This is a genomic window from Microbacterium sp. Y355 (genome assembly GCF_059445345.1).
This window is the reverse complement of sequence record NZ_JCAIUD010000001.1, coordinates 962,830-983,652: the sequence shown is the minus strand read 5'-3', so window position 1 is coordinate 983,652 and position 20,823 is coordinate 962,830. Positions and strand designations below refer to the sequence as shown.

21 protein-coding genes and 1 tRNA gene are annotated in these 20,823 nt (G+C 63.8%); 16 read left to right on the top strand and 6 right to left on the bottom strand.

Going from position 1 to position 20,823, the window contains the following annotated elements:
* Positions 1-39: 39 nt before the first annotated feature.
* The 3 genes from AC1C2O_RS04905 to AC1C2O_RS04895 all read right to left on the bottom strand — a co-directional run bounded on the left by AC1C2O_RS04905 (position 40) and on the right by AC1C2O_RS04895 (position 1,872).
* Positions 40-717 carry a GAF and ANTAR domain-containing protein gene (locus AC1C2O_RS04905; protein ID WP_495429325.1) on the bottom strand — a complete coding sequence of 226 codons (678 nt, stop codon included), beginning with the start codon at positions 715-717 and terminating at the stop codon, positions 40-42.
* A 262-nt stretch (positions 718-979) separates the two neighbouring features.
* Positions 980-1,055: transfer RNA gene (locus tag AC1C2O_RS04900), tRNA-Arg, on the bottom strand.
* A 16-nt stretch (positions 1,056-1,071) separates the two neighbouring features.
* Positions 1,072-1,872: an SGNH/GDSL hydrolase family protein gene (locus tag AC1C2O_RS04895; RefSeq protein ID WP_495429324.1), complete on the bottom strand. Its 801-nt coding sequence runs from the start codon at positions 1,870-1,872 to the stop codon at positions 1,072-1,074.
* Positions 1,873-1,956: 84 nt separating this feature from the next.
* Here AC1C2O_RS04895 and argS point away from each other — a divergent pair, with 84 nt between their 5' ends.
* Together argS and AC1C2O_RS04885 are read left to right on the top strand one after the other, a co-directional pair.
* Entirely contained in the window at positions 1,957-3,621 is a 1,665-nt protein-coding gene (gene argS / locus AC1C2O_RS04890) for an arginine--tRNA ligase (RefSeq protein WP_495429323.1), read from the top strand.
* A gap of 49 nt (positions 3,622-3,670) precedes the next feature.
* Positions 3,671-4,507, top strand: coding sequence for an LmeA family phospholipid-binding protein (locus tag AC1C2O_RS04885; RefSeq protein ID WP_495429322.1), 837 nt, complete (start codon positions 3,671-3,673; stop codon positions 4,505-4,507).
* Here AC1C2O_RS04885 and AC1C2O_RS04880 read toward each other — a convergent pair.
* Positions 4,504-5,559, bottom strand: coding sequence for a YihY/virulence factor BrkB family protein (locus AC1C2O_RS04880; protein WP_495429321.1), 1,056 nt, complete (start codon positions 5,557-5,559; stop codon positions 4,504-4,506). The two genes, AC1C2O_RS04885 and AC1C2O_RS04880, sit on opposite strands and share 4 nt — an antisense overlap.
* A gap of 137 nt (positions 5,560-5,696) precedes the next feature.
* On the opposite strand from AC1C2O_RS04880, the gene lysA reads away from it, so the two are divergent.
* The 6 genes from lysA (at position 5,697) to AC1C2O_RS04850 (ending at position 13,218) form a co-directional block, all read left to right on the top strand.
* Positions 5,697-7,106: a diaminopimelate decarboxylase gene (lysA, locus tag AC1C2O_RS04875; protein ID WP_495429320.1), complete on the top strand. Its 1,410-nt coding sequence runs from the start codon at positions 5,697-5,699 to the stop codon at positions 7,104-7,106.
* 44 nt (positions 7,107-7,150) lie between these two features.
* On the top strand, positions 7,151-8,455 hold the full coding sequence (locus AC1C2O_RS04870) for a homoserine dehydrogenase (RefSeq protein WP_495431671.1): 1,305 nt from the start codon (positions 7,151-7,153) through the stop codon (positions 8,453-8,455).
* Positions 8,455-9,390: a homoserine kinase gene (gene thrB, locus AC1C2O_RS04865; RefSeq protein ID WP_495429319.1), complete on the top strand. Its 936-nt coding sequence runs from the start codon at positions 8,455-8,457 to the stop codon at positions 9,388-9,390. The genes AC1C2O_RS04870 and thrB overlap by 1 nt, the downstream gene beginning before the upstream one ends.
* 167 nt (positions 9,391-9,557) lie before the next feature.
* Positions 9,558-11,678, top strand: coding sequence for a transcription termination factor Rho (gene rho / locus AC1C2O_RS04860; RefSeq protein ID WP_495429318.1), 2,121 nt, complete (start codon positions 9,558-9,560; stop codon positions 11,676-11,678).
* Between the two features lie 24 nt (positions 11,679-11,702).
* On the top strand, positions 11,703-12,782 hold the full coding sequence (gene prfA, locus AC1C2O_RS04855) for a peptide chain release factor 1 (protein ID WP_495429317.1): 1,080 nt from the start codon (positions 11,703-11,705) through the stop codon (positions 12,780-12,782).
* Between the two features lie 31 nt (positions 12,783-12,813).
* Positions 12,814-13,218, top strand: coding sequence for a hypothetical protein (locus AC1C2O_RS04850; protein ID WP_495429316.1), 405 nt, complete (start codon positions 12,814-12,816; stop codon positions 13,216-13,218).
* Between the two features lie 29 nt (positions 13,219-13,247).
* On the opposite strand, the gene epsC is transcribed toward AC1C2O_RS04850, so the two are convergent.
* Complete coding sequence (gene epsC / locus AC1C2O_RS04845) at positions 13,248-13,814, bottom strand: serine O-acetyltransferase EpsC (protein WP_495429315.1); 567 nt, start codon at positions 13,812-13,814, stop codon at positions 13,248-13,250.
* Positions 13,815-13,818: 4 nt separating this feature from the next.
* Positions 13,819-14,757 carry a cysteine synthase A gene (cysK, locus tag AC1C2O_RS04840; RefSeq protein WP_495429314.1) on the bottom strand — a complete coding sequence of 313 codons (939 nt, stop codon included), beginning with the start codon at positions 14,755-14,757 and terminating at the stop codon, positions 13,819-13,821.
* Positions 14,758-14,866: 109 nt separating this feature from the next.
* On the opposite strand from cysK, the gene prmC reads away from it, so the two are divergent.
* From prmC to AC1C2O_RS04800, 8 genes are all read left to right on the top strand, one after another.
* Positions 14,867-15,727: a peptide chain release factor N(5)-glutamine methyltransferase gene (gene prmC, locus AC1C2O_RS04835; protein WP_495429313.1), complete on the top strand. Its 861-nt coding sequence runs from the start codon at positions 14,867-14,869 to the stop codon at positions 15,725-15,727.
* Positions 15,728-15,774: 47 nt separating this feature from the next.
* Entirely contained in the window at positions 15,775-16,512 is a 738-nt protein-coding gene (locus AC1C2O_RS04830) for an L-threonylcarbamoyladenylate synthase (protein WP_495429312.1), read from the top strand.
* The gene (locus AC1C2O_RS04825; RefSeq protein ID WP_495429311.1) at positions 16,509-17,675 is read left to right on the top strand and encodes an MraY family glycosyltransferase; all 1,167 of its coding nucleotides are present in this window, start codon (positions 16,509-16,511) and stop codon (positions 17,673-17,675) included. The genes AC1C2O_RS04830 and AC1C2O_RS04825 overlap by 4 nt, the downstream gene beginning before the upstream one ends.
* Positions 17,672-18,199, top strand: a complete 528-nt coding sequence (locus tag AC1C2O_RS04820) for a Cg1360 family ATP-synthase-associated protein (protein ID WP_495429310.1) — start codon at positions 17,672-17,674, stop codon at positions 18,197-18,199. The genes AC1C2O_RS04825 and AC1C2O_RS04820 overlap by 4 nt, the downstream gene beginning before the upstream one ends.
* Before the next feature lie 138 nt (positions 18,200-18,337).
* Positions 18,338-19,138, top strand: coding sequence for a F0F1 ATP synthase subunit A (atpB, locus tag AC1C2O_RS04815; protein ID WP_495429309.1), 801 nt, complete (start codon positions 18,338-18,340; stop codon positions 19,136-19,138).
* A gap of 40 nt (positions 19,139-19,178) precedes the next feature.
* Entirely contained in the window at positions 19,179-19,427 is a 249-nt protein-coding gene (gene atpE, locus AC1C2O_RS04810) for a F0F1 ATP synthase subunit C (RefSeq protein WP_495429308.1), read from the top strand.
* Between the two features lie 29 nt (positions 19,428-19,456).
* Positions 19,457-20,008: a F0F1 ATP synthase subunit B gene (locus tag AC1C2O_RS04805; protein WP_495429307.1), complete on the top strand. Its 552-nt coding sequence runs from the start codon at positions 19,457-19,459 to the stop codon at positions 20,006-20,008.
* Positions 20,008-20,796, top strand: coding sequence for a F0F1 ATP synthase subunit delta (locus AC1C2O_RS04800; protein ID WP_495429306.1), 789 nt, complete (start codon positions 20,008-20,010; stop codon positions 20,794-20,796). Before AC1C2O_RS04805 ends, AC1C2O_RS04800 begins: the two co-directional genes overlap by 1 nt.
* The last annotated feature ends 27 nt before the right edge of the window (positions 20,797-20,823 follow it).

Sequence of the window (20,823 nt, the reverse complement as noted above, 5' to 3'; positions counted from 1 at the left end):
GTCGCACCGCATAGGGCATCGGTCATTATCGTACTCCGATCACTCGTTCAACTGACTGAAATCGACCTTGCGGTTGACAACATCGTGGGCGACTTCCTGCACGGATAGGCCACTGCTGAAGGCATGCGCTTTGAGCCGCGAAAACGCATCTGTTGCGCTCGTGCCGAGCTGCGCGATGATCATTCCTGTCGCCTGATGCACCTCGCGTCTCATCGCAGGGGCGGCGGGTGATTCTGCATGGTTGTCATCATCTGCCGACCGGACCGCAAGCGTCACCGCCGAGGTGGTGACGCTAATGGCCAGCGAGGTCGCTCGCGCCACATCGAACTCACTGAGCGTGCCGGGATTGGTGCGGTACATGCCGACAGCTCCCACTGTCACCGCGCCCATCACGAGTGGCAGAACGAACAGGGCGCCCACATCAAGTTCGCGGACCGCCGCCCCGAAGATCGGCCAGTCGGCGTGGCCCGCCGCTCGCACATCAGAGATCAGTACCGGTCTCGCCGTTCGGACCACGTCCCAGCGCGGACCCTCGCCCAACTCGAACTGGAGTTCGTCGAGCCGGGCAGAAATCTGGTCGGTAGCACCGATCGTCGATTGACGTCCCGAGTCGTCGAATACCGCTATAGACACCCCGGTTACAGGGAGCGCGTCGAGGAATTGTCGACACAAGGACACGGCGGTCCGGCGGCCAGTGCTCGTCTCGGCGTCCGTCACGTCGTGCTCCGCGTGTCTGTCATTCGCCGAGCCCCCCCTGGATCGCAATTCGTGCCACGCATCGCATGGCTCCGTCAGTCTATTGCTCCACCGCAAGTCACTCGTGGAAGTCTGCCGTGGGCACAAGCGAGATCGCACGAGTTCGCGGTAAGCCGCACTTTGCTGACGGCCTCCCAGAAGTGAGGCCCGAAGTGATCGCCTGGACGGAAAAACTGAAACTGCGACACAGTAAAATGTGTCGCAGTTTCGAGAATCGTACTTTTGGTGCCCCCGACTGGAATCGAACCAGCGACCTACGGTACCGGAAACCGGCGCTCTATCCACTGAGCTACGGAGGCGTACCGATCGAGAATATCACTGGTCGGCGTCGCGCTCCGCACCACCGGCCTCGGTCACGGGAGCTGCGACCATCTCCGCAAGCGCCGCAGCGACCTTTTTGGCGAGATAACGGTGGCCGTCGGTCGATGGATGCATATTGCCGAGCCTGACGTCGATGACGTCGAGGTAGTTCTTCTCAGTGATCCATTCCTCCTGCACAGGGGAGATGTACCACCATCCGCGTGCAGCGGCGAGGGCGGAGAGATCCCGATCGATCCGCGCAGTGCCGACGCCAACGGGCAGCTCGTGTGGTGCAGGTCCAAGCACCACGATAGGGGCGTCTGGATATGTGGCCGCCAGAGCATCCCAGGCCGCGGTGACCGCCTCGCGATATCCCTCCGCGCCCTGTTCGCGGTCATTGATCGAACCCTGGATAATCACGAGGTCCGGATCGAGAGTCGGGTCGAGTGCCGCGATGCGTTGACCGAAGTCCGGCCCGTCCCACCCTGGCTTGAGATATCCGCTGCCACGCACGCCATCGACAGTCGTGGTGCCCTCCAGCAAGTCTGCGAGCTGGTAGGCATAGCCGAGGGTTCGCGCGCTCGCGGCGGAGCCGTATGTCCACGAATCACCGAAGACGAGCACGTCCGGATGTTCGGGAACCGTCAGCGGCACAGGAGCGATGGCCACAACTTCTTCGGCGGCGAGTATGGGGGCGTCAATCGGTGCCGGAATCCACGGCCGCCAGACACCCAGCGCGACCGCGAAGACGGCCGTCGCAAGCACCACGACCAGCACTGCTGCGCGCGCCCTGCGTCGCGTCTTCCCCAGAGCCATGGCATGAGGGTAAGCGATTGATCGTGTATCACCAACTCAGCGAGGAAAGAACGTGCCCCGGCCGCGCCGTAGACTTGATGGGCTATGAACCCCGATACTCTCGCCGCAGCCATCTTTGCCGTCGTCACGCCGATCGCGGCTTCGCTGCGACCCGACGAAGCTCTCGACCTCGATGTGACTGATGTCGTGCTGGAGCGACCCCGCAACCGTGACCACGGCGACTGGGCATCGAACATCGCGATGCGTCTCGCCAAGAAGCTTGGTACGAACCCGCGTGAGCTCGCCCAGCGGATCGCTGACGAGGTCGCTTCCGTCGAGGGCGTGGCAAGCGCCGAAGTGGCTGGCCCCGGATTCATCAACTTCCGACTCGACGCTGCGGCCGCGGGCGTCCTCGCCAAGACGATCGTCGAGGCCGGCACCGCTTACGGCACCAACAGCTCGCAGCAGGGCGTCAGCGTGAACGTCGAGTTCGTCTCCGCGAACCCCACCGGCCCGTTGCACCTCGGCCACACCCGCTGGGCGGCGCTCGGCGATTCGATCGTGCGCCTGCTGCTTGCCAGCGGCGCCAACGCGGTGCGTGAGTACTACATCAATGACGCTGGTGCCCAAATGCAGCGCTTCGCGTCATCAATCGTCGCCGCGGCTAAGGGGGAGCCGACGCCAGAGGACGGATACCCGGGGGAGTACATCGCCACCCTCGCCGGCCGCGTGCTTGAGGCGCGCCCCGATCTGCTCGACCTGCCGGATGCCGAGCAGCTGACCGTCGCGGAGGACATCGCGTACGAGTTCCAGCTCGCTGAGATCAAGAACTCGCTCGACCGGTTCAACGTGCCATTTGACGTGTGGTTCTCCGAGCGCTCGCTGCACGCGAAGGATGCCTCTGGCACGAGCCTGATCGACCAGGCCGTCGATCGCCTGCGCGAGCAAGGACACGTTTTCGACGACGAGGGCGCCGTCTGGGTACGCACCACCGACTTCGGAGACGACAAGGATCGCGTCATCCGCCGCTCGAACGGCGAATACACGTATTTCGCTGCGGATGCCGCCTACTACCTGAACAAGGGTGACCGCGGCTTCGAGAACAAGATCTACCTTCTGGGTGCCGACCACCACGGCTACGTGCACCGTCTCAAAGCCGTCGCCGGCGCTGCAGGCCAAGACCCGGAGAAGAACGTTGAGGTGCTGATCGGCCAGATGGTGTCGATCAACGGTGCCCGTCTCTCCAAGCGCGCCGGCAACATCATCGAGATGGACGACCTGCTCGACTGGCTTGGCACCGACGCGCTGCGTTACTCGCTGGAGCGTTCTCCTGCCGACTCGCCCCTCGACCTCGATCCTGAATTGCTGCAGAAGCGCACGAGCGACAACCCGGTCTTCTACGTGCAGTACGCCCACGCGCGCACCCACAACGTGGGCCGCAATGCCGCAGACTCCGGAGTCGACCGGTCAGAGTTCGCCCCCGAGACGCTCACGCACGAGAGCGAGTCTGCGTTGCTCGGCGTACTGCAGGAGTTCCCGCGCATCGTCGCCTTCGCGGCCGAGGTACGTGAGCCGCACCGCGTCGCGCGCTACCTGGAAGAGCTCGCAGGCCTTTACCACCGCTGGTATGACAGCTGCCGGGTCACGCCGCTCAGCGAGGATCCGATCGAGAGCGTGCACCGCACCCGCCTGTGGCTGAACGACGCCGCGGGTCAAGTGCTGCGCAACGGCCTCGACCTGCTTGGTGTCTCCGCCCCGGAGCGGATGTAACACTAAGCGGGTGTAGCACGAGTAGCTCGCGAGCGGCCAGGATGGACTCATGAGCGATGAGAACCCCACCCTGCCGTATCCGAACACCTCGGTGGAACACCCAACGCTCGTGATCCCCGACAGCGACCTGCCTGCGCCGCCGAAGAAGCACCGTCGTCGCTGGCCGTGGGTGCTCTTGATCGTCGTCGTCGTGATCGCCGTACTCGTCGTTGCTGCCGAGCTCATCGCCCGCGCCGTCCTGCCCGGAATCGTGCGGGGCATCGTCATCGAGCAGCTCGACCTTCCCGCCGATCAGCAGCTCGAGGTCGATGCATCCGGCGTTCTGCTGCCGCAGCTCATCAGGGGGCGCCTTGATGAGCTGCACCTCTCGACGGATTCCGCGACGATCGGAGGCATCACAGGCGCTGTGGATGTCACGGCGACCGGCGTCCCGCTGCACGGGGGTGACCTCGCCGCTGCGAGCGGCACGGTACGCATCGACGAAGTTGAATTCACCACACTTGTCGTGGCATCCGACCTGCCGATCGATGAGATCGCGTTCGCCGAGCCCGATGTCACGGCATCCGGAAGTTTCAGCGTTCTCGGTCTTCCGATCCCAGTGGCGCTTACTGTGACGCCAGGGGCGGATGCCGGTGAGCTGCTGTTGACCCCGGTCGAGCTTCAGGTCGCCGGCCTCACGCTGAATGCGACGCAAATCGCGGAGCGGTTCGGCGATGTCGCCACGCAGCTCACCCAGCCGCAACGGATCTGCATCGCAAATCAGCTGCCGGCGGGCCTCACGGTCACAGGGCTCAGCATTGACGGTTCCGAAGCCGTTATTGACGTGGATGTCGACGGTGCAATCGTGACTGATGAGTCCCTACAGCAGAACGGTGTCTGCGACTAGCCGTTCCGCTCCTCGGCTTCGGCTGCTTCGGCAGCGCGCAGTGCCTTTGTCGCGATCATCACGTCTTGTCTGGCTCGCTGCACGCGCCGCTGAGTGAAGCTGCGTGCTCCCTCGCGGGCGGATACCCGGTCTTGCTCCTCTTCCGCACAGGTGGTGATGTAGGCACACGCGATGAGGATGACCTGTGCGCTGAGGTTGAGCCAGATCAGCAATGCCAACAGCGAGGCGAACGACGCGAGCAGCGGATTGGAAGTCGCGCCTCCGACAAACAGGCTCGAGAGCTCCTGCAACACGAGCAGACCGACGGCGCCCAGCAGCGAGCCCGACCACACCGCTCGCGCCGAGGCCCGCTGGCCGGAGAGCAAGCGGAACACGCCGAAGATCAGCCCAGTGTCCAACGCGAAGACGATGAGCAGTGACACGAGCTTGATACCCCACACGGCCCCGGCGGCATCCGCGGAGAGGCCGAACAAGTCTGTAACGAATTCGATCGCCAACCCGACCGCGAACGTGACGGCTGCGGCCACGATGAAGGACAGCCCGATTCCGATCGCGAGTGCAAGGTTTCGCAGAATCACCCAAAGCCAGAACGTGTCGTCGAGCACGACTCCGCCGATCGTGCGGACTGCCGTGCGCAGCGAACCGATCGCACCGAGCGCGGCGCCGATCAGCGCGACCAACGAGACGATCCCCGCGATGGAGAATCCGGTGGTCAGAGCGTCGATGGATGTCGGATCTTCGACGACACCACCCGGTCCCAGTAATCCAGGAACTGCGGTATCGACGGCTTTGATGATCGCTTCCCACGCGGGAGCGTTTCCGGATAGCCAGATCCCCGCAATGGAAAACCCGAGCAATACGCCCGCGAACACGCTGAACAGCGCGCGATAGGTGACGCTGTCGGCGAGCATCGCGCCATGTCGCTCGGTGTGCAGCAGAAACGCGCGCACGATTCTGCGGGTGAGCGCCCAGGCGATCACAGACTTGATCAATCTCGCGATTCCGCCAGGCTGGTTCGGCTGCTCAGAATCGCTGTTCGGCGTGGAGTCCATGACCTCAACGTAATGATTGGACCCACGGATCGTCGAGCGGCTTGCGGATGCGGGCGGCTTCTGCGTGGTGCCATAGAATCGGGGCAACCTCGTATGGCGTGATCTGGCCCGAGGCTCCCTCCCACGATTGGTGCTCTGTGCTTTCTGATGCAGACTCGCTCGCCCCGGAATGGCTGATCGAACCTGACGATGCAAATGACCTCGTAGCCGGCGTGTGGCCGGCATCCGCGAGGCGCGATGCTGACGGGATTCTCACCGTCGCCGGGGTGACTGCCGTGGAGCTGGTTCGCGACCACGGCACTCCGCTGCTCGTGCTGGACGAAGACGAGATCCGTGCCAGGGCTCGCGCATTCCGTGACTCCTTCACGGCCGCCGCCGCCGCGCACGGGACAACAGCCCGCGTGTATTACGCCGGCAAAGCATTCCTTTCGACCGCCATCGCGCGTTGGGTGACCGAAGAAGGTCTCAACGTCGATGTGTGCACACGCGGCGAGCTCGAAGTGGCTCTCGCAGCTGAAGTCGACCCTGCGCGCATCGGCTTCCACGGCAACAACAAGTCCGTCAGCGAGATAGAGCGTGCGGTGTCGGTCGGCATCGGCACCATCATCATCGACAGTGCGATTGAGATCGAACGGATCGCTGCCGCAGCAAGCCGACTGGGTGTCGTGCAGCGCGTACTTCTTCGAGTGAATAGCGGCGTGCACGCCGAGACGCACGACTTCCTTGCGACGGCCCACGAAGATCAGAAGTTCGGCATGAATTTCTCGGATGCCGAGGTCGCCGTCGCACGCGTGCGAGAACTGCCCAGCCTGGCGTTCCTCGGGCTGCACTGTCACATCGGTTCGCAGATCTTCGGCGTCGCAGGATTCCGCGAATCCGCGTCGAGGGTGCTCGAGCTGCACGAGAAGTTGCTTGCCGGCGGCGAGATTCCGATGCTGAATCTCGGCGGTGGTTTCGGAATCGCGTACACGAGAGTCGATCACCCGACGCCGATCGAGCAGCTCGCCGAAGAGATCGTCGCGTCCGTCGCGGAAGGGTGCGCAGCACGCGGCATCCCGCTGCCGATCCTCTCGTTCGAACCTGGCCGGGCGATCGTCGGCACCGCTGGCGTCACGCTGTACGACGTGGGCACCACCAAGGAAGTGCGTCTCGACTCCGGTGCAAACCGGCTGTATGTGAGCGTCGATGGCGGAATGAGCGACAACGCCCGGACCGCGCTTTATGGTGCCCAGTATTCTGCCCGTATCGCCTCACGGCTTGGCGTCGGCGCTCCGGTTCTGAGTCGCGTCGTCGGCAAGCACTGCGAGTCCGGCGACATCGTCGTCGATCATGAATACCTTCCTGGCGATGTTGCCCCAGGCGATTTGCTGGCGGTTCCGGCGACCGGCGCTTACTGCGCCTCACTGGCCAGCAACTACAACCATGTCCCTCGTCCCGCGATCGTCGCGGTCTCAGGCGGTACTTCTCGCGTCATCGTGCGCGGCGAGAGCCTTGAAGACCTGCTGGCACGGGATACCGGGATCCGTACGAACGAAGGAACACGATGACCTACACCCAAGGGAGCAATGTGACCCACCTCCAAGGGAGCAATGTGCCACAGTACCGACGACTTCGGGTGGCGCTTCTCGGCGCTGGAGCTGTTGGGTCGCAGGTCGCCGATCTGCTGCTTCGCCACGGCGATGAGCTGGCAGATCGAGCCGGTGCGATCCTCGAACTCGCAGGTATCGCCGTACGCGACGTCAACGCCACGCGTGATGTGGACCTCCCGAAGGAGCTATTCACGACAGATGCCGAGAGCCTGATCGTCGGCAGTGACATCGTGATCGAGCTGATGGGTGGCATCGAGCCTGCTCGGGAGAATCTGTTGCTGGCACTGAGCTCCGGCGCCGACGTCGTGACAGCCAACAAGGCACTGCTCGCTACGCACGGCACCGAGCTGTTCGAAGCGGCCGATCAAGTGGGCGCCTCGGTCCACTACGAAGCCGCCGCGGCGGGAGCCATCCCGATCATTCGGCCGCTGCGCGATTCGCTCGCAGGCGACCGAGTGGTGCGCTTGATGGGCATCGTGAACGGCACCACGAACTACATCCTCGACCGCATGGACACTGAGGGTGCCGACTTCGCGGAGGTGCTCGCTGACGCGCAGCGTCTGGGGTACGCAGAATCTGACCCGACCGCCGATGTCGAGGGCTTCGACGCCGCGCAGAAGGCTGCGATCCTGGCATCCCTCGCGTTCCACACTGCCGTTCCGCTCGACGCCGTCCATCGTGAAGGCATCACCGAGATCACGCCCTCGATGATCGAAGAGGCTCGGGCTGCTGGTTTCGTCATCAAATTGCTCGCCGTGTGTGAGCGCGTCGACGTGAGCGGTGCCGAATCGATCTCGGTGCGCGTGTACCCGGCACTGGTCTCCCGCACGCACCCGCTGGCCTCAGTGCACGGTGCGAACAACGCCGTGTTCGTCGAAGCTGAAGCGGCTGGATCGCTGATGTTCTATGGCGCCGGAGCCGGTGGAGTGCAGACCGCATCCGCAGTCCTTGGCGATGTCGTCTCGGCAGCGCGCCGGCACATCGCAGGCGGCGTCGGAGTGGGGGAGTCCACCAGGGCAAACCTCCCGACCGTGCCGATCGGACACGTGATCACCCGCTACCAGATCACACTCGAGGTATCCGACCAGCCTGGCGTGCTCGCTGCGATCGCTGGCATTCTCAGCGACGGCGGCGTCTCGGTCGCAACCCTTGTGCAGACGATCGAATCGGAAGACGACCCGACGGCGCGCCTCATCATCGGCACACACCGGGCGACCGAGCAGTCGTTGAGTGACGCGGTCGAGCGACTGTCATCGAGCGCTGTCGTTGACCGAGTCGTATCTGTGCTGCGCGTGGAAGGTGAGTGATGGCAAGTGATGTCCTTCGCACCGTGCAGGTGCAGGTGCCGGCCACGAGCGCGAACCTCGGCCCTGGCTTCGACACACTCGGTCTGGCGCTCAGCGTCTATGACGAGCTGACGGTATCTGCACTGTCGAATGATCGACTCGAGATCGAGGTCACCGGCACCGGTGCATCCGAGATCGCACGTGATGAGTCGAATCTCATCGTTCGTTCGATCGATCACGTCTACACAGACGTGGGGCGTGTGATGCCTGGTTTGCGGATCGTTGCGCACAACGGCGTGCCGCATGGGCGGGGTCTCGGATCCTCCGGCGCTGCCGTGACTGCGGGCGTGCTTGCGGCGAAGGGACTTCTTGAGGGCGAAGTCGAGTTCTCGGATGCTGATCTGCTGCGTCTGGCGACAGAACTGGAAGGCCACCCTGACAACGTCGCTCCAGCGCTGTTCGGGGGTCTCACGATCGCATGGACCGGAGAACGCGGCCCGCAGCACAAGAAGTTGCTCGTGCACCGTGGTGTCGCACCGCTCGTCTTCGTGCCAGAGCGGACGATGTCGACGACATTGGCACGTTCACTCCAGCCTCCGCACGTTTCCAGAGAGGATGCCGTATTCAACGTGTCGCGCTCCGCGCTGTTGATCGCCGCCCTCACACAGAGTCCAGAGTTGCTGCTTGATGCGACCGCAGACCGGTTGCATCAGGACTACCGCGCAGAAGCCATGCCAGAGACACACCGACTGGTCACGGCGTTGCGCGCTGCCGGGTTCGCTGCGGTCGTCTCGGGGGCGGGCCCCAGCGTTCTCGTCCTCGCGGATGGGCCAGGCAATCGTCAGCACGCAGTGGAACTTGCCGATTCCGTAACGGACACCCCGTGGGAGGCGCTCATGCTGGCCGTTGACGTGCGTGGTGGTACAGTAAGGGATCGAGCGGAGGGCTCCACGTAATTTCGTGAATCTGGCCCCCATCGCAATTCTGCGAGATCCGCACGGAATCCCCAGAACCGTTTTTCTTGTTCTGGCTGTCAGGCACTGAGTGTCTGCCCGTGCGATCGCGCGCAGCACCCGTTGTGCGCGGTACATGCTCATTTCCCACGACATATAAGGGAGTACTCGTGGAGAATTTCTCCGAGACCCAGAACGACCAGGCAGCAACCGCAGCCGAGGCCCCCACTACTGCTCCGGCCGCTGCATCCGCAGCCGCTGAGACCACTGCTGCACCGGCACGTAAGCGCGCTCCGCGCCGTGCTACGACCGCCAGCGCCGCGGCCAAGGCCGAGCAGGCGACGACCGAGGCACCGGCTGCCGCAGCCGCGCCCGCCGATGCTCCGGCTCCGGCCGCTGAAGCGGCGCCGAAGGCGAAGGCACCACGACGCAGTCGGGCGAAGAAGGTTGACGCCGCACCCGCGGCTGACGCTGACGCTTCGCCCTCGGCACCCAACGCTCCGGTATCCGAAAAGCCGATAGCCGACAGCGCGGCATCTGAAAAGCCGACAGTCGACAACGCGGCATCCGACAGCGCGGCCGAAGCACCCGCCGCGGTAGCGACGAAGGCGCCTGCTCGCGGTCGTCGCAAGAAGGCAGAACCCGCCGCTGAGACTGCGCCGGCCGCAGACAAGGCCGACGAGAAGTCCGCCGACAGCGCGTCAACCGACAGCGCGCCGAATGAAGGCGCCTCGGGCGACAAGCCCGTCGCTGAAAAGCCCGTCGGCAACGCGCCCGCCGAGAGGTCTGGACGTGGCCGGAGGGGCGCGCAGACGCCCAGGGCTGAGCAGTCGGACTCGTCCGACGCGAAGCAGGCCGACACCACGACGCCTGAGAAGTCTGATGCTGGCGATAACGGTGCCGACTCGAACGACGGCGAAGAGGGCTCCAGCCGCAGCCGTAACCGTAACCGAAACCGCAACCGGGGACGTAGCCAGAACGGTGGCCAGGACACCCCGCAGAACACTGCCGATGATGAGAACGGCAATGGCCGGGGCCGCCAGCGCACCAACAACAACAACAAGCGCCGCACGGGCGGAGCATCTGACGAGTTTGACACCGAGTTCGGCGAGGACGACGTCCTCATCCCGATCGCCGGCATCCTCGATGTGCTCGACAACTACGCGTTCGTGCGCACCACCGGCTACCTCGCCGGTGCGAGCGACGTTTACGTCTCACTCGGCCAGGTGAAGAAGTACAACCTGCGCAAGGGCGACGCGATCGTGGGCGCCATCAAGCAGCCGCGCGAGAACGAGCAGCAGGGTCGTCAGAAGTACAACGCCCTGGTCAAGGTCGACTCGATCAACGGTCTGTCTGTTGACGACGCCGCCACTCGTGTCGAGTTCGGCGAGCTCACACCGCTGTACCCGCAGGAGCGCCTGCGCCTGGAGACCGCACCCGAGAAGCTGACGCAACGGATCATCGACCTGGTCGCCCCGATCGGCAAGGGCCAGCGTGGCCTCATCGTCGCGCCGCCCAAGGCAGGCAAGACGATCGTCCTGCAGCAGATCGCCAACGCCATCGCGCAGAACAACCCTGAGGTTCACCTCATGGTCGTTCTTGTCGATGAGCGCCCGGAAGAGGTCACCGACATGGAGCGTACGGTGAAGGGCGAGGTCATCGCCTCGACCTTCGATCGCCCGGCCGAAGACCACGTCACGGTTGCAGAGCTCGCCATCGAGCGTGCCAAGCGTCTCGTCGAGCTGGGCCGCGACGTTGTCGTGCTGCTCGACTCGATCACCCGCCTCGGCCGTGCCTACAACATCGCCACGCCCACTTCTGGGCGTGTTCTCAGCGGTGGAGTGGACGCAGCGGCGCTGTACCCGCCGAAGCGCTTCTTCGGTGCCGCTCGCAACATCGAGAACGGTGGATCGCTCACGATCCTGGCCACGGCTCTTGTGGAGACCGGTTCGAAGATGGACGACGTCATCTTCGAGGAGTTCAAGGGCACCGGAAACAGCGAGCTGCGTCTGTCGCGTCAGCTCGCGGACAAGCGCATCTTCCCGGCCGTCGACATCAACGCGTCGTCGACTCGCCGTGAAGAGATGCTGCTCTCGGCCGATGAAGTCAAGATCACCTGGAAGCTTCGCCGCGCACTCGCGGGCCTTGACCAGCAGCAGGCCCTTGAGGTCGTGCTGGGCAAGCTCAAGGAGACGCAGTCGAACGTTGAGTTCCTCGTGCAGATGCAGAAGTCGATGCCTGCTCCCGCGGCCGGTGGCTCCAGCCACAGCCATGAGAACAACATCCGCTGATCTGACACTGATCGGAGCATAGGCGTGTTCGAGTCTGTTCAAGCGCTGATCGACGAACACCGCCAGGTTCAGGAGGAACTCTCTGACCCGGCGGTGCACGCCGATGCAGCACGCGCCAAGCGTGTCAACCGTCGTTACGCCGAGCTGAGTCGGATTGTGGCGGCGTACGACGCGTGGACGGCAGCATCCGCCGATCTGGCTGCCGCGCGCGAATTCGCCAAAGAAGACGACGCCTTCGCTGCGGAGGTACCCGTCCTGGAAGAAGGCCTCGCACGATCTCAGGAGAAGTTGCGTCGGCTGCTGATTCCGCGCGACCCTGACGACGCTCGAGACGTGATTTTGGAGATCAAGGGCGGCGAGGGCGGCGCTGAGAGCGCACTCTTCGCCGCTGACCTGCTCCGCATGTACATCCAGTACGCGGCTCACAAGGGCTGGAAGACGGAGCTCCTGGAGCACAACGAGTCCGACCTCGGCGGCTACAAGGATGTTCAGATCGCTATCAAGGGGTCATCTACGGATCCCTCGCAGGGCGTCTGGGCGCATTTGAAGTATGAGGGTGGCGTGCACCGAGTGCAGCGGGTGCCGGCGACCGAGTCGCAGGGCCGCATTCACACCTCAACGACCGGTGTGCTGGTGTTTCCTGAGGTCGATGAGCCTGAAGAGGTCTCGATCAGTCCGAATGATCTGAAGATTGACGTGTTCCGCTCCTCCGGCCCCGGTGGTCAGTCGGTGAACACCACGGACTCAGCAGTGCGCATCACACACCTTCCGACCGGCATTGTCGTGTCGATGCAGAACGAGAAGTCGCAGCTGCAGAACCGTGAAGCAGGCATGCGTGTGCTTCGCGCCCGCATCCTCGCCAAGCGGCAGGAGGAGTTGGATGCTGCGGCATCCGATGCGCGCAAGTCGCAGATCCGCGGCATGGATCGCTCTGAGCGCATCCGCACTTACAACTTTCCGGAGAACCGGATCGCGGATCATCGCACCGGTTTCAAGTCGTACAACCTCGACCAGGTGATGGACGGCGCCCTCGACCCGATCATCGAAAGCGCGATTCAGGCTGACGAAGAGGCGCGGCTCGCCGCAATCGGTTCTGTTTCCTGAACGGATGCGCCCGCAGCGCTAGGCTCAGGACGTGATCACACTTCTGTTCCGCGCGCTCACCTACCTCGTCTCGGCGGGGATTGGGCTCATCGTCGCTGACCTCGTGCTCGAAGGCTTCCAGATCGAGTGGGACAAGTGGTGGGGATTCGTGATCTGCATCGTGATCTTCGCGGCGCTACAGAGCGTTCTCAGCCCTTGGATCGCCAAGCTTGCTGACCGTTACGCGCCAGTGCTGATGGGTGGAATCGGCATCTTCTCGACGCTCGTCGCCCTGATCGTGGTCGTACTGCTCCCCATCGGCGGTCTGCGCATCAGCGGCATCGCAGCATGGATTCTCGGTGCGGTCATCGTCTGGATCATCACAGCGCTCGGGTCGATCCTGCTGCCGCTGATTTTCCTCAAGCGCAAGGTCTCCGAGCGCCGCGCCAAGCGCTGACCACCTAAGGTTGCAGCGCGCCGAGCGTCTCAGATGGAGTAGTCGGCGGCGAGACGCAGAGCGCTGAAATCGTCGTGACCATCGCGTCGACGCGCACGCGCAGGCACGCCGACAAGGATGCTGTCCTCTGGTGCATCCTTCGTGACCACAGCGTTTGCCCCGATCACCGTGTTTTGCCCGACCAGGATGGGCCCCAGCACCTTCGCGCCCGAGCCCACCACTACGCCATTGGCGAGCGTCGGATGCCGCTTTCCGGTGGCGTCCTGCGTGCGACCACCCAGCGTGACACCGTGATAAAGCATGACGTCATCACCGATCTCTGCCGTCTCGCCGATCACGATGCCCATCCCGTGGTCGATGAAGAAGCGCCTGCCGATCTTGGCACCAGGATGAATCTCGATTCCGGTCAACCAGCGCGCGAACTGTGAATTGGCGCGTGCGAGGAAGCGCAGGTTTCGCCGCCACATCCCATGCGAGACGCGATGCGCCCAAATGGCGTGCATCCCGGGATACAGCAGCCCGATTTCCAGTCCGGTGCGCGCTGCCGGGTCGCGAAGGCGCGCGGCGGCAATGTCCTCACGCATTCGACCGATCATGCGCTCAAACCTCGCGCAGGTCCTCGAACAGGGCAGTGGAGATGTAACGCTCACCCGTGTCGGGCATGATCACGACGATCGTCTTCCCTGCATTCTCGGGGCGTGCGGCGACCTGCAGTGCAGCGGAAAGTGCAGCTCCAGACGACATGCCGACCAGCAGGCCTTCCTTCGCCGCAAGTTCACGAGCGAGACGCAGCGACTCGTCGAATTCGACAGCGATAACCTCGTCAAGAACCTCACGGTCAAGCACTGCGGGCACGAAGTTCGGGCCGATGCCCTGAATCTTGTGCGGGCCGGGGTGGCCCTCGGTGAGGACGGGGGAGTCCTTGGGCTCGACGGCGATGACCTGCACATCGGGCTTCGCTGCCTTGAGCGCCTGGCCGGTGCCGGTCACAGTGCCGCCAGTGCCGACGCCGGCGATGAAGATGTCGACATTGCCATCGGTGTCACGCAGAATCTCCTGCGCGGTGGTCTCGCGGTGGATCTGCGGGTTCGCGGCGTTCTCGAACTGCTTGATCCAGACAGCGCCCGGGGTCGCAGCAACGATCTTCTTGGTCTCTTCGATGGCGCCACTCATGCCCGTGGTCGGGTCGGTGAGCACGATCTCCGCGCCGAAGGCCTTGAGTAGTACGCGGCGCTCTTTCGACATGGACGCAGGCATGGTCAGGATGACCTTGTAGCCGCGGGCGGCACCGACCATGGCGAGTGCGATTCCGGTATTTCCACTGGTGGATTCGACGATCGTTCCACCCGGCTTCAGCTCACCGGATGCCTCGGCGGCGTTGACCATGGCGATGCCAATGCGATCTTTCACACTGCCGGCCGGGTTGTAGGACTCCAGCTTGGCCAGAACCGTGGCGCCAAGGCCCTCGGTCACGTGGTTCAGGCGAACCAACGGCGTATTGCCGAAAGCTGTGGTGATGTCGGAATGGATGCCGGTCATTTTCCAGGTCCTTCGTTCGGGAGCGATGCGTGTCAAAGCCTATTGGAGTGCATACGTACGCGAGACATTATGACGCTCGGAGCCTTTGCAGACACCCTACGCTGGAGGGATGCCCGAACAGACCCTCGCCGCCGCCGTGCGCTCTGCCGCAGAGCGTCTTGCGGCATCCGGTGTGCCAGATCCGCTCGTCGACGCAGAACTGCTCGCAGGTCACGTGAGTGGACTGCGTCGTGGAGAAGTGCAGGCCGCTGTGGTGCGCGGCGACACGATGGGGGAGCAGGATGCTGCGGCACTTGAGGCGCTGATCGTTCGGCGCGCTGCGCGCGAGCCGCTGCAGCATCTCACCGGTGTGGCTCCGTTCCGCCACCTTGAACTGGCCGTCGGCCCCGGCGTCTTCGTGCCACGGCCAGAGACCGAGATCGTTGCGCAGTTCGCGATCGATGCGCTGCTGAACGCTCCTGATGCTGAGCCGATCGGTGTCGACTTGTGTACCGGAAGCGGAGCGATCGCCTTGGCGATGGCGAGCGAGGTGCCGCACTCGCGCATCTTCGCCGTCGAACTTTCCCCTGACGCTCATGCATGGGCGGCACGCAACACAGCGGATGCCGAGAATCTCACGCTCGTGCACGGTGATCTCGCGGACACACTCGAAGAGCTCGACGGTACGGCCGCAGTCGTGATTTCGAACCCTCCCTATGTTCCGGATGAGGCGATCCCACGCGACCCGGAGGTACGGCTGTTCGACCCAGCCATGGCGCTGTACGGCGGGCCGGACGGCCTGGACATCGTGCGTGTGCTCAGCACCAGGGCGCTGCGGCTGCTCCGCCCCGGCGGGCTTCTGGTCATCGAGCATGGCGAGTTGCAGGGCGAAGACATCCGCACCCTGCTCGCCGCTGACGGCTGGCGTGCTCCGACCACCCACCCCGACCTCACCCGCCGGGATCGAGCGACGACGGCGCTGCGTCCCTGATGGCTCAGCGGTGTCGCGCTCGCGCGTGCACGTAGACTGTTGAGGTCATGTCCTCTGTCTTTGATTGCCGCGATGAGGCACAGCTTCTCGCCGGAATGCGCCACGCTCGTCAGGCGATCGCCCGGGGAGAGCTCATCGTTATGCCCACCGACACGGTCTACGGTGTCGCCGCGGATGCGTTCGCGCCAGCGGCGGTGCGGCGGCTGCTCGAGGCAAAGGGGCGCGGGCGCGATCAACCGCCGCCAGTGCTGGTTGCTAACCAGGCCGCGTTGGCGGCCCTCGTGGAGTCGATTCCCGAGCCTGTTCAGCGTCTGGTGGACGAATTTTGGCCGGGCGGGCTCACTATTATTCTGCCCGCCCAGCCCTCACTGTCGTGGGACCTTGGCGATACGCTCGGCACCGTCGCGGTGCGCATGCCAGATCTGCGGCTGGCGCTGGAGCTGCTCGAGGAGACCGGCCCGCTGGCAGTCTCGAGCGCGAACCTTACGGGCAAAGCTGCAGCGATCTCGGCTGCAGACGCAGAAGCGATGCTGAAAGACAGTGTCTCGGTGTACCTCGACGGGGGCTTCAGCGAGACCGGCGTCGCCTCGACGATCATCGATGCGACATCTCTCGTTCGTCGTGGTGCTGATGACGCCGGCGAACCGCGCGTGCGTCTGCTGCGTGAGGGTGCGATCTCCCGGCCGCAGCTGGAAGCAGTCCTCGGCGATCTGCTGGAACTTGCACCGGACCCGGAGGGCGAGTCCGCTTCGAGGCCGGAATCGTCGTCGGATGGCGTGGCGTGAAACAGTACCTCTTCACGATCATCTTCACTGCGACCGTCACGCTTGTGATGTCGTGGGTGGTCTGGCAACTTAGTCTGCGTTTCAAGCTCTACCCAGGCATCCGGGAACGTGATGTGCACACGACGCCGACGCCGCGACTCGGCGGTGTGGCGATGCTGCTCGGCATCGCGGCCGCGATCGCTGTCTCCGCAGCAAACCCGTTCTTCAGCATCATGTGGGTGCCGCCGCAAACCATGTGGGCCGTGCTCGGCGCGGCGGTGCTCATCGCCATCGTCGGTGTGATCGACGATCTGTGGGATCTCGACTGGATGATCAAGCTGGGCGCCCAGTTCCTCGCTGCAGGCATCATCACGGTCGTCGGAGGTCTGCAGATCCTCGCGATTCCGCTGGGTGACATGATCATCTTCTCGAGCTGGCTGAGCATCGCAGTCACGATGTTCGCGATCGTGATCGTCATGAACGCGGTCAACTTCATCGACGGGCTTGACGGTCTCGTCGCGGGCGTGTGCCTGATAGCGAACGGGGTGTTCTTCGCCTATTCGTACATCCTCACCCGTGACACCGGCGCGAGCAGCTACTTCAACCTGGCGACATTCCTCGCCGCGGTGGTGATCGGTGCCTGCATCGGGTTCCTCCCCTTGAACTGGAGCCCAGCGAAGTTGTTCATGGGCGACTCAGGCGCACTTGTGCTGGGACTGCTCATGGCGACGTCGGCGATCGTGCTGACCGGTCAGATGTCATCCAGTGCGATGAATCCTGAGGAGTTCGGTCGTTCGCAGCTGCTCGGAGCCTTCATCCCGATCCTGCTCCCGCTCGTGGTGGTCATGCTGCCGCTGCTCGACTTCGGGCTTGCGGTGTTCCGGCGCATGCGGGCGGGGAAATCACCGTTCTCGCCCGACCGTAAGCATCTGCATCATCGGATGCTCGACCTCGGGCACCGCGACCGCGACGCCGTGCTTATCTTCTACGCGTGGACTGCAGTGATCTCGCTCGCCGTTCTCTTGATGTACGTGGGCACCAGCGAGGACTGGCCGGGGCAGTATCTACCCGGTGTGGCCTTCGGCGTGATCGGAATCGCCGCGTGCCTCGTTGTCACCCTTCTTCCCACCCACCGAGCGCAGAACGCGCCCACCGAGCCGACACCCTCCTTGGAGACCCGATGAGCAGCGACAATTCTGATCACAAGAGCCCCGCGATCAATCCGATTCTGCGGAAGGTCCTGATCTGGACAGGGATCGCCGCGATCGTGCTCGTCATCCTCGGAGCCGGTATCGGGTACCTCACAGCCGGCACAGACGGCCTGTGGAGCGGACTGACCGGCGTCGGCCTCGCCATCTTCTTCCTTGCGCTCACACCGCTGAGTGTCTTGATCGCCAACCGTTGGTATGGCAAAGAGATGTTCGCCACGGTGTTCTTCGGCATCGTGATGGGGGGCTGGCTGCTCAAACTCGTGCTGTTCGTCGTCGTGATTGTGATCCTGCGCGGGCAGAGCTGGGTCGTGCCGCTGATCATCTTCCTCTCGCTCATGGCGGGGGTAGTGGTCAGCCTCGCGATCGATATGTTCGCCTTCACGAAGCTGCGGGTGCCCTACGTTTCCGACATTTCTCTGCCGGAGACCAACCCTGAGGATGCCGAAACCGAACCTGAGGGACCCAAAACCACACCCGAGGGCCGCAACGATTCGTGAGCCTGGAAAAATATTGATAGTCTAAAAAACGAGTTCGCTGGGCAAGCTTTCGCGTTGTGCGGAATGCTCCGACTCAGCTAGACCTCCTCACCCAAACGTCGCCTCGATCTTGATCGGCGCCCCGAAGCTGGAGCAACGTTGACTCACGCCACGAGCCTCCTCGTCCGATTCGCATCGGATGAATTCCACCCACCGTCGATCGCAGAGTTCTTCCCGGAGATCCTGTTCAGTATCGGCCCGCTCTCGGTGCATCGCATCCACCTGGTGCAGTTCATTGCCACCATTGCCGTCGTCCTCATCCTCTGGCTCGGCACACGCAAGCTCAAGCTGATCCCGGGCCGCGGTCAGGGTGTCATCGAGATGCTCTTCGACATTGTTCGCGTGAACGTTGCGCACGACATGATGGGCAAGAAGGACGGCGACCGCTTCCTGCCGCTGTTGACCACGATCTTCTTCATGGTCCTGTTCTTCAACATCACGGGTGTCATCCCGTTCTTGAACATCGCAGGAACGAGCATCATCGCAGTGCCGCTGATGCTCGCGGTGATCACGTACGTCACATTCATCTACGCCGGATTGCGCAAGAGCCCGATGGGCTTCATCCGTAACTCGCTCTTCCCGCCCGGAGTTCCGCCGGCTCTGTACATCATCGTCGCGCCGCTGGAGTTCATCTCGACCTTCATCGTTCGGCCGGTCACGCTCACGCTGCGTCTGCTGATGAACATGATGGTCGGTCACCTCATGCTGGTGCTGTTCTTCGCAGCGACCCAGTTCTTCATCTTCTCGATGGGCGGCTTCTGGACGGTGCTGGGTGCGGGCACGCTCGCCTTCGGCTTCGCCTTCACTGCCTTCGAGATCCTGGTGGCTTTCCTCCAGGCATACGTCTTCACCATCCTCACCGCGGTCTACATTCAGCTCGCAGTCGCGGACGAACACTAATATCGGGGCGCTTCGGCCCCCTCAATGAAAGGAAGAATCCGTGGATTCTGTTTCTGTTCTCGCCCAGATCAACATCGACATCACCGGCTCGATCGCCAACATCGGTTATGGTCTTGCGGCCATCGGTCCGGCCATCGGTGTGGGTATCGTCGTCGGCAAGACGATCGAGGGCATCGCACGCCAGCCTGAGCTGTCCGGCAAGCTCCAGGGCACCATGTGGATCGGTATCGCCTTCACCGAGGCGCTCGCGTTCGTCGGTATCGGCGTAGCGTTCCTCTTCGGCTACTGATCCGTTCCCACCTCACGTAAGGAGACAGGATGCTGAACGCTCTTGTCACGCTCGCAGCCGAAGAAGCGGAGCACAACCCGCTTCTTCCGGCGATGTACGACATCGTCTGGTCCGCGGTCTGCTTCGTCATCATCCTGGTCGTGGCCTGGAAGGTCGCGCTTCCGAACGTAGCGAAGATGCTCGACGAGCGGTCCGCCGCGATCGAGGGCAACATCGCCAAGGCTGACGAAGCTCAGAAGCAGGCGGAGGCGGCTCTCGAGGAGTACACCCGTCAGCTCGCTGAGGCACGCACCGAGGCCGGTGAGATCCGTGAGGCTGCCCGTGAGGACAGCAAGAAGATCGTCGCCGAGGCGAAGGATGCTGCGACCACCGAGGCTGCACGCGTCACCGCCGCAGCTCAGGCGCAGATTGAAGCAGAGCGCCAGACGACGCTCGTCGCGCTTCGCTCTGAGGTAGGCACGCTCGCCATCGACCTCGCCGGTGGCGTGGTCGGCGAAACGCTCTCGGACGACGCTCGTGCGACTGCTGTCGTTGACCGCTTCCTCGCTGACCTCGAAGCAGCAGAAAAGGCGGCCAAGTAATGGGCAGCGCGACCACTCAGGCTCTCGCGGTTTCGATGGCGGCCCTCGCTCAGGCGAAGGGCGTCACCCTCGACACGGCCAGTGAGCTTTTCACTGTGGCGCGTCTGGTGGGCGAATCCGGACAGCTGAGCGGCGCGCTTGCTGACCCGGCCGCTCCCGCAGGACTTCGGGAGCAGGTCGTGACGTCGGTATTCGGCGGCACGTCAGATGTCACGCGACAGCTGGTCACCGCGGCTGTCGGTCAGAGGTGGTCCGATGAGGACGGCCTCATCGCCGGCATCGAGGAGCTCGCGATTCGCGCTGCAGCCATCGCTGAGCCCAAGGCAGACATCGAGGGGGAGCTGTTCTCCTTCCTCCGCATCGTCGCCGCCAACGCAGAGCTCGAACTCGCGCTCGGCGGACGCCTAGGCGATGACACCGCGAAGGGCAGCCTCGTAGAGAAGCTGCTCGGTGGCAAGGTGAGCGCACCGACCACGTTGATCGTCTCATCGCTGGTGCGCCAGCCACGAGGCCGCCGCGTGCGTCAGCTCCTGAACCGAGCGATGAAGATCGTCTCGGCGCAGGGTGGCCGCATCGTTGCCACTGTGCACACCGCATCACCGCTGTCAGCTGCTCAGCGCACTCGCCTTGGCGAGTCGCTGGCGAAGCGCTACGACGGCCAGATCTCGATCAACGAGGTCATTGATCCCACAGTCGTGGGCGGACTGCGAGTGCAGGTCGCCGACGACGTCATCGACGGCAGCATCTCCGCGCGGCTCGCCGAACTTCGACAGAAGCTCGCGGGCTAATACGATTTCGCGCGGGGAACCGCGCAG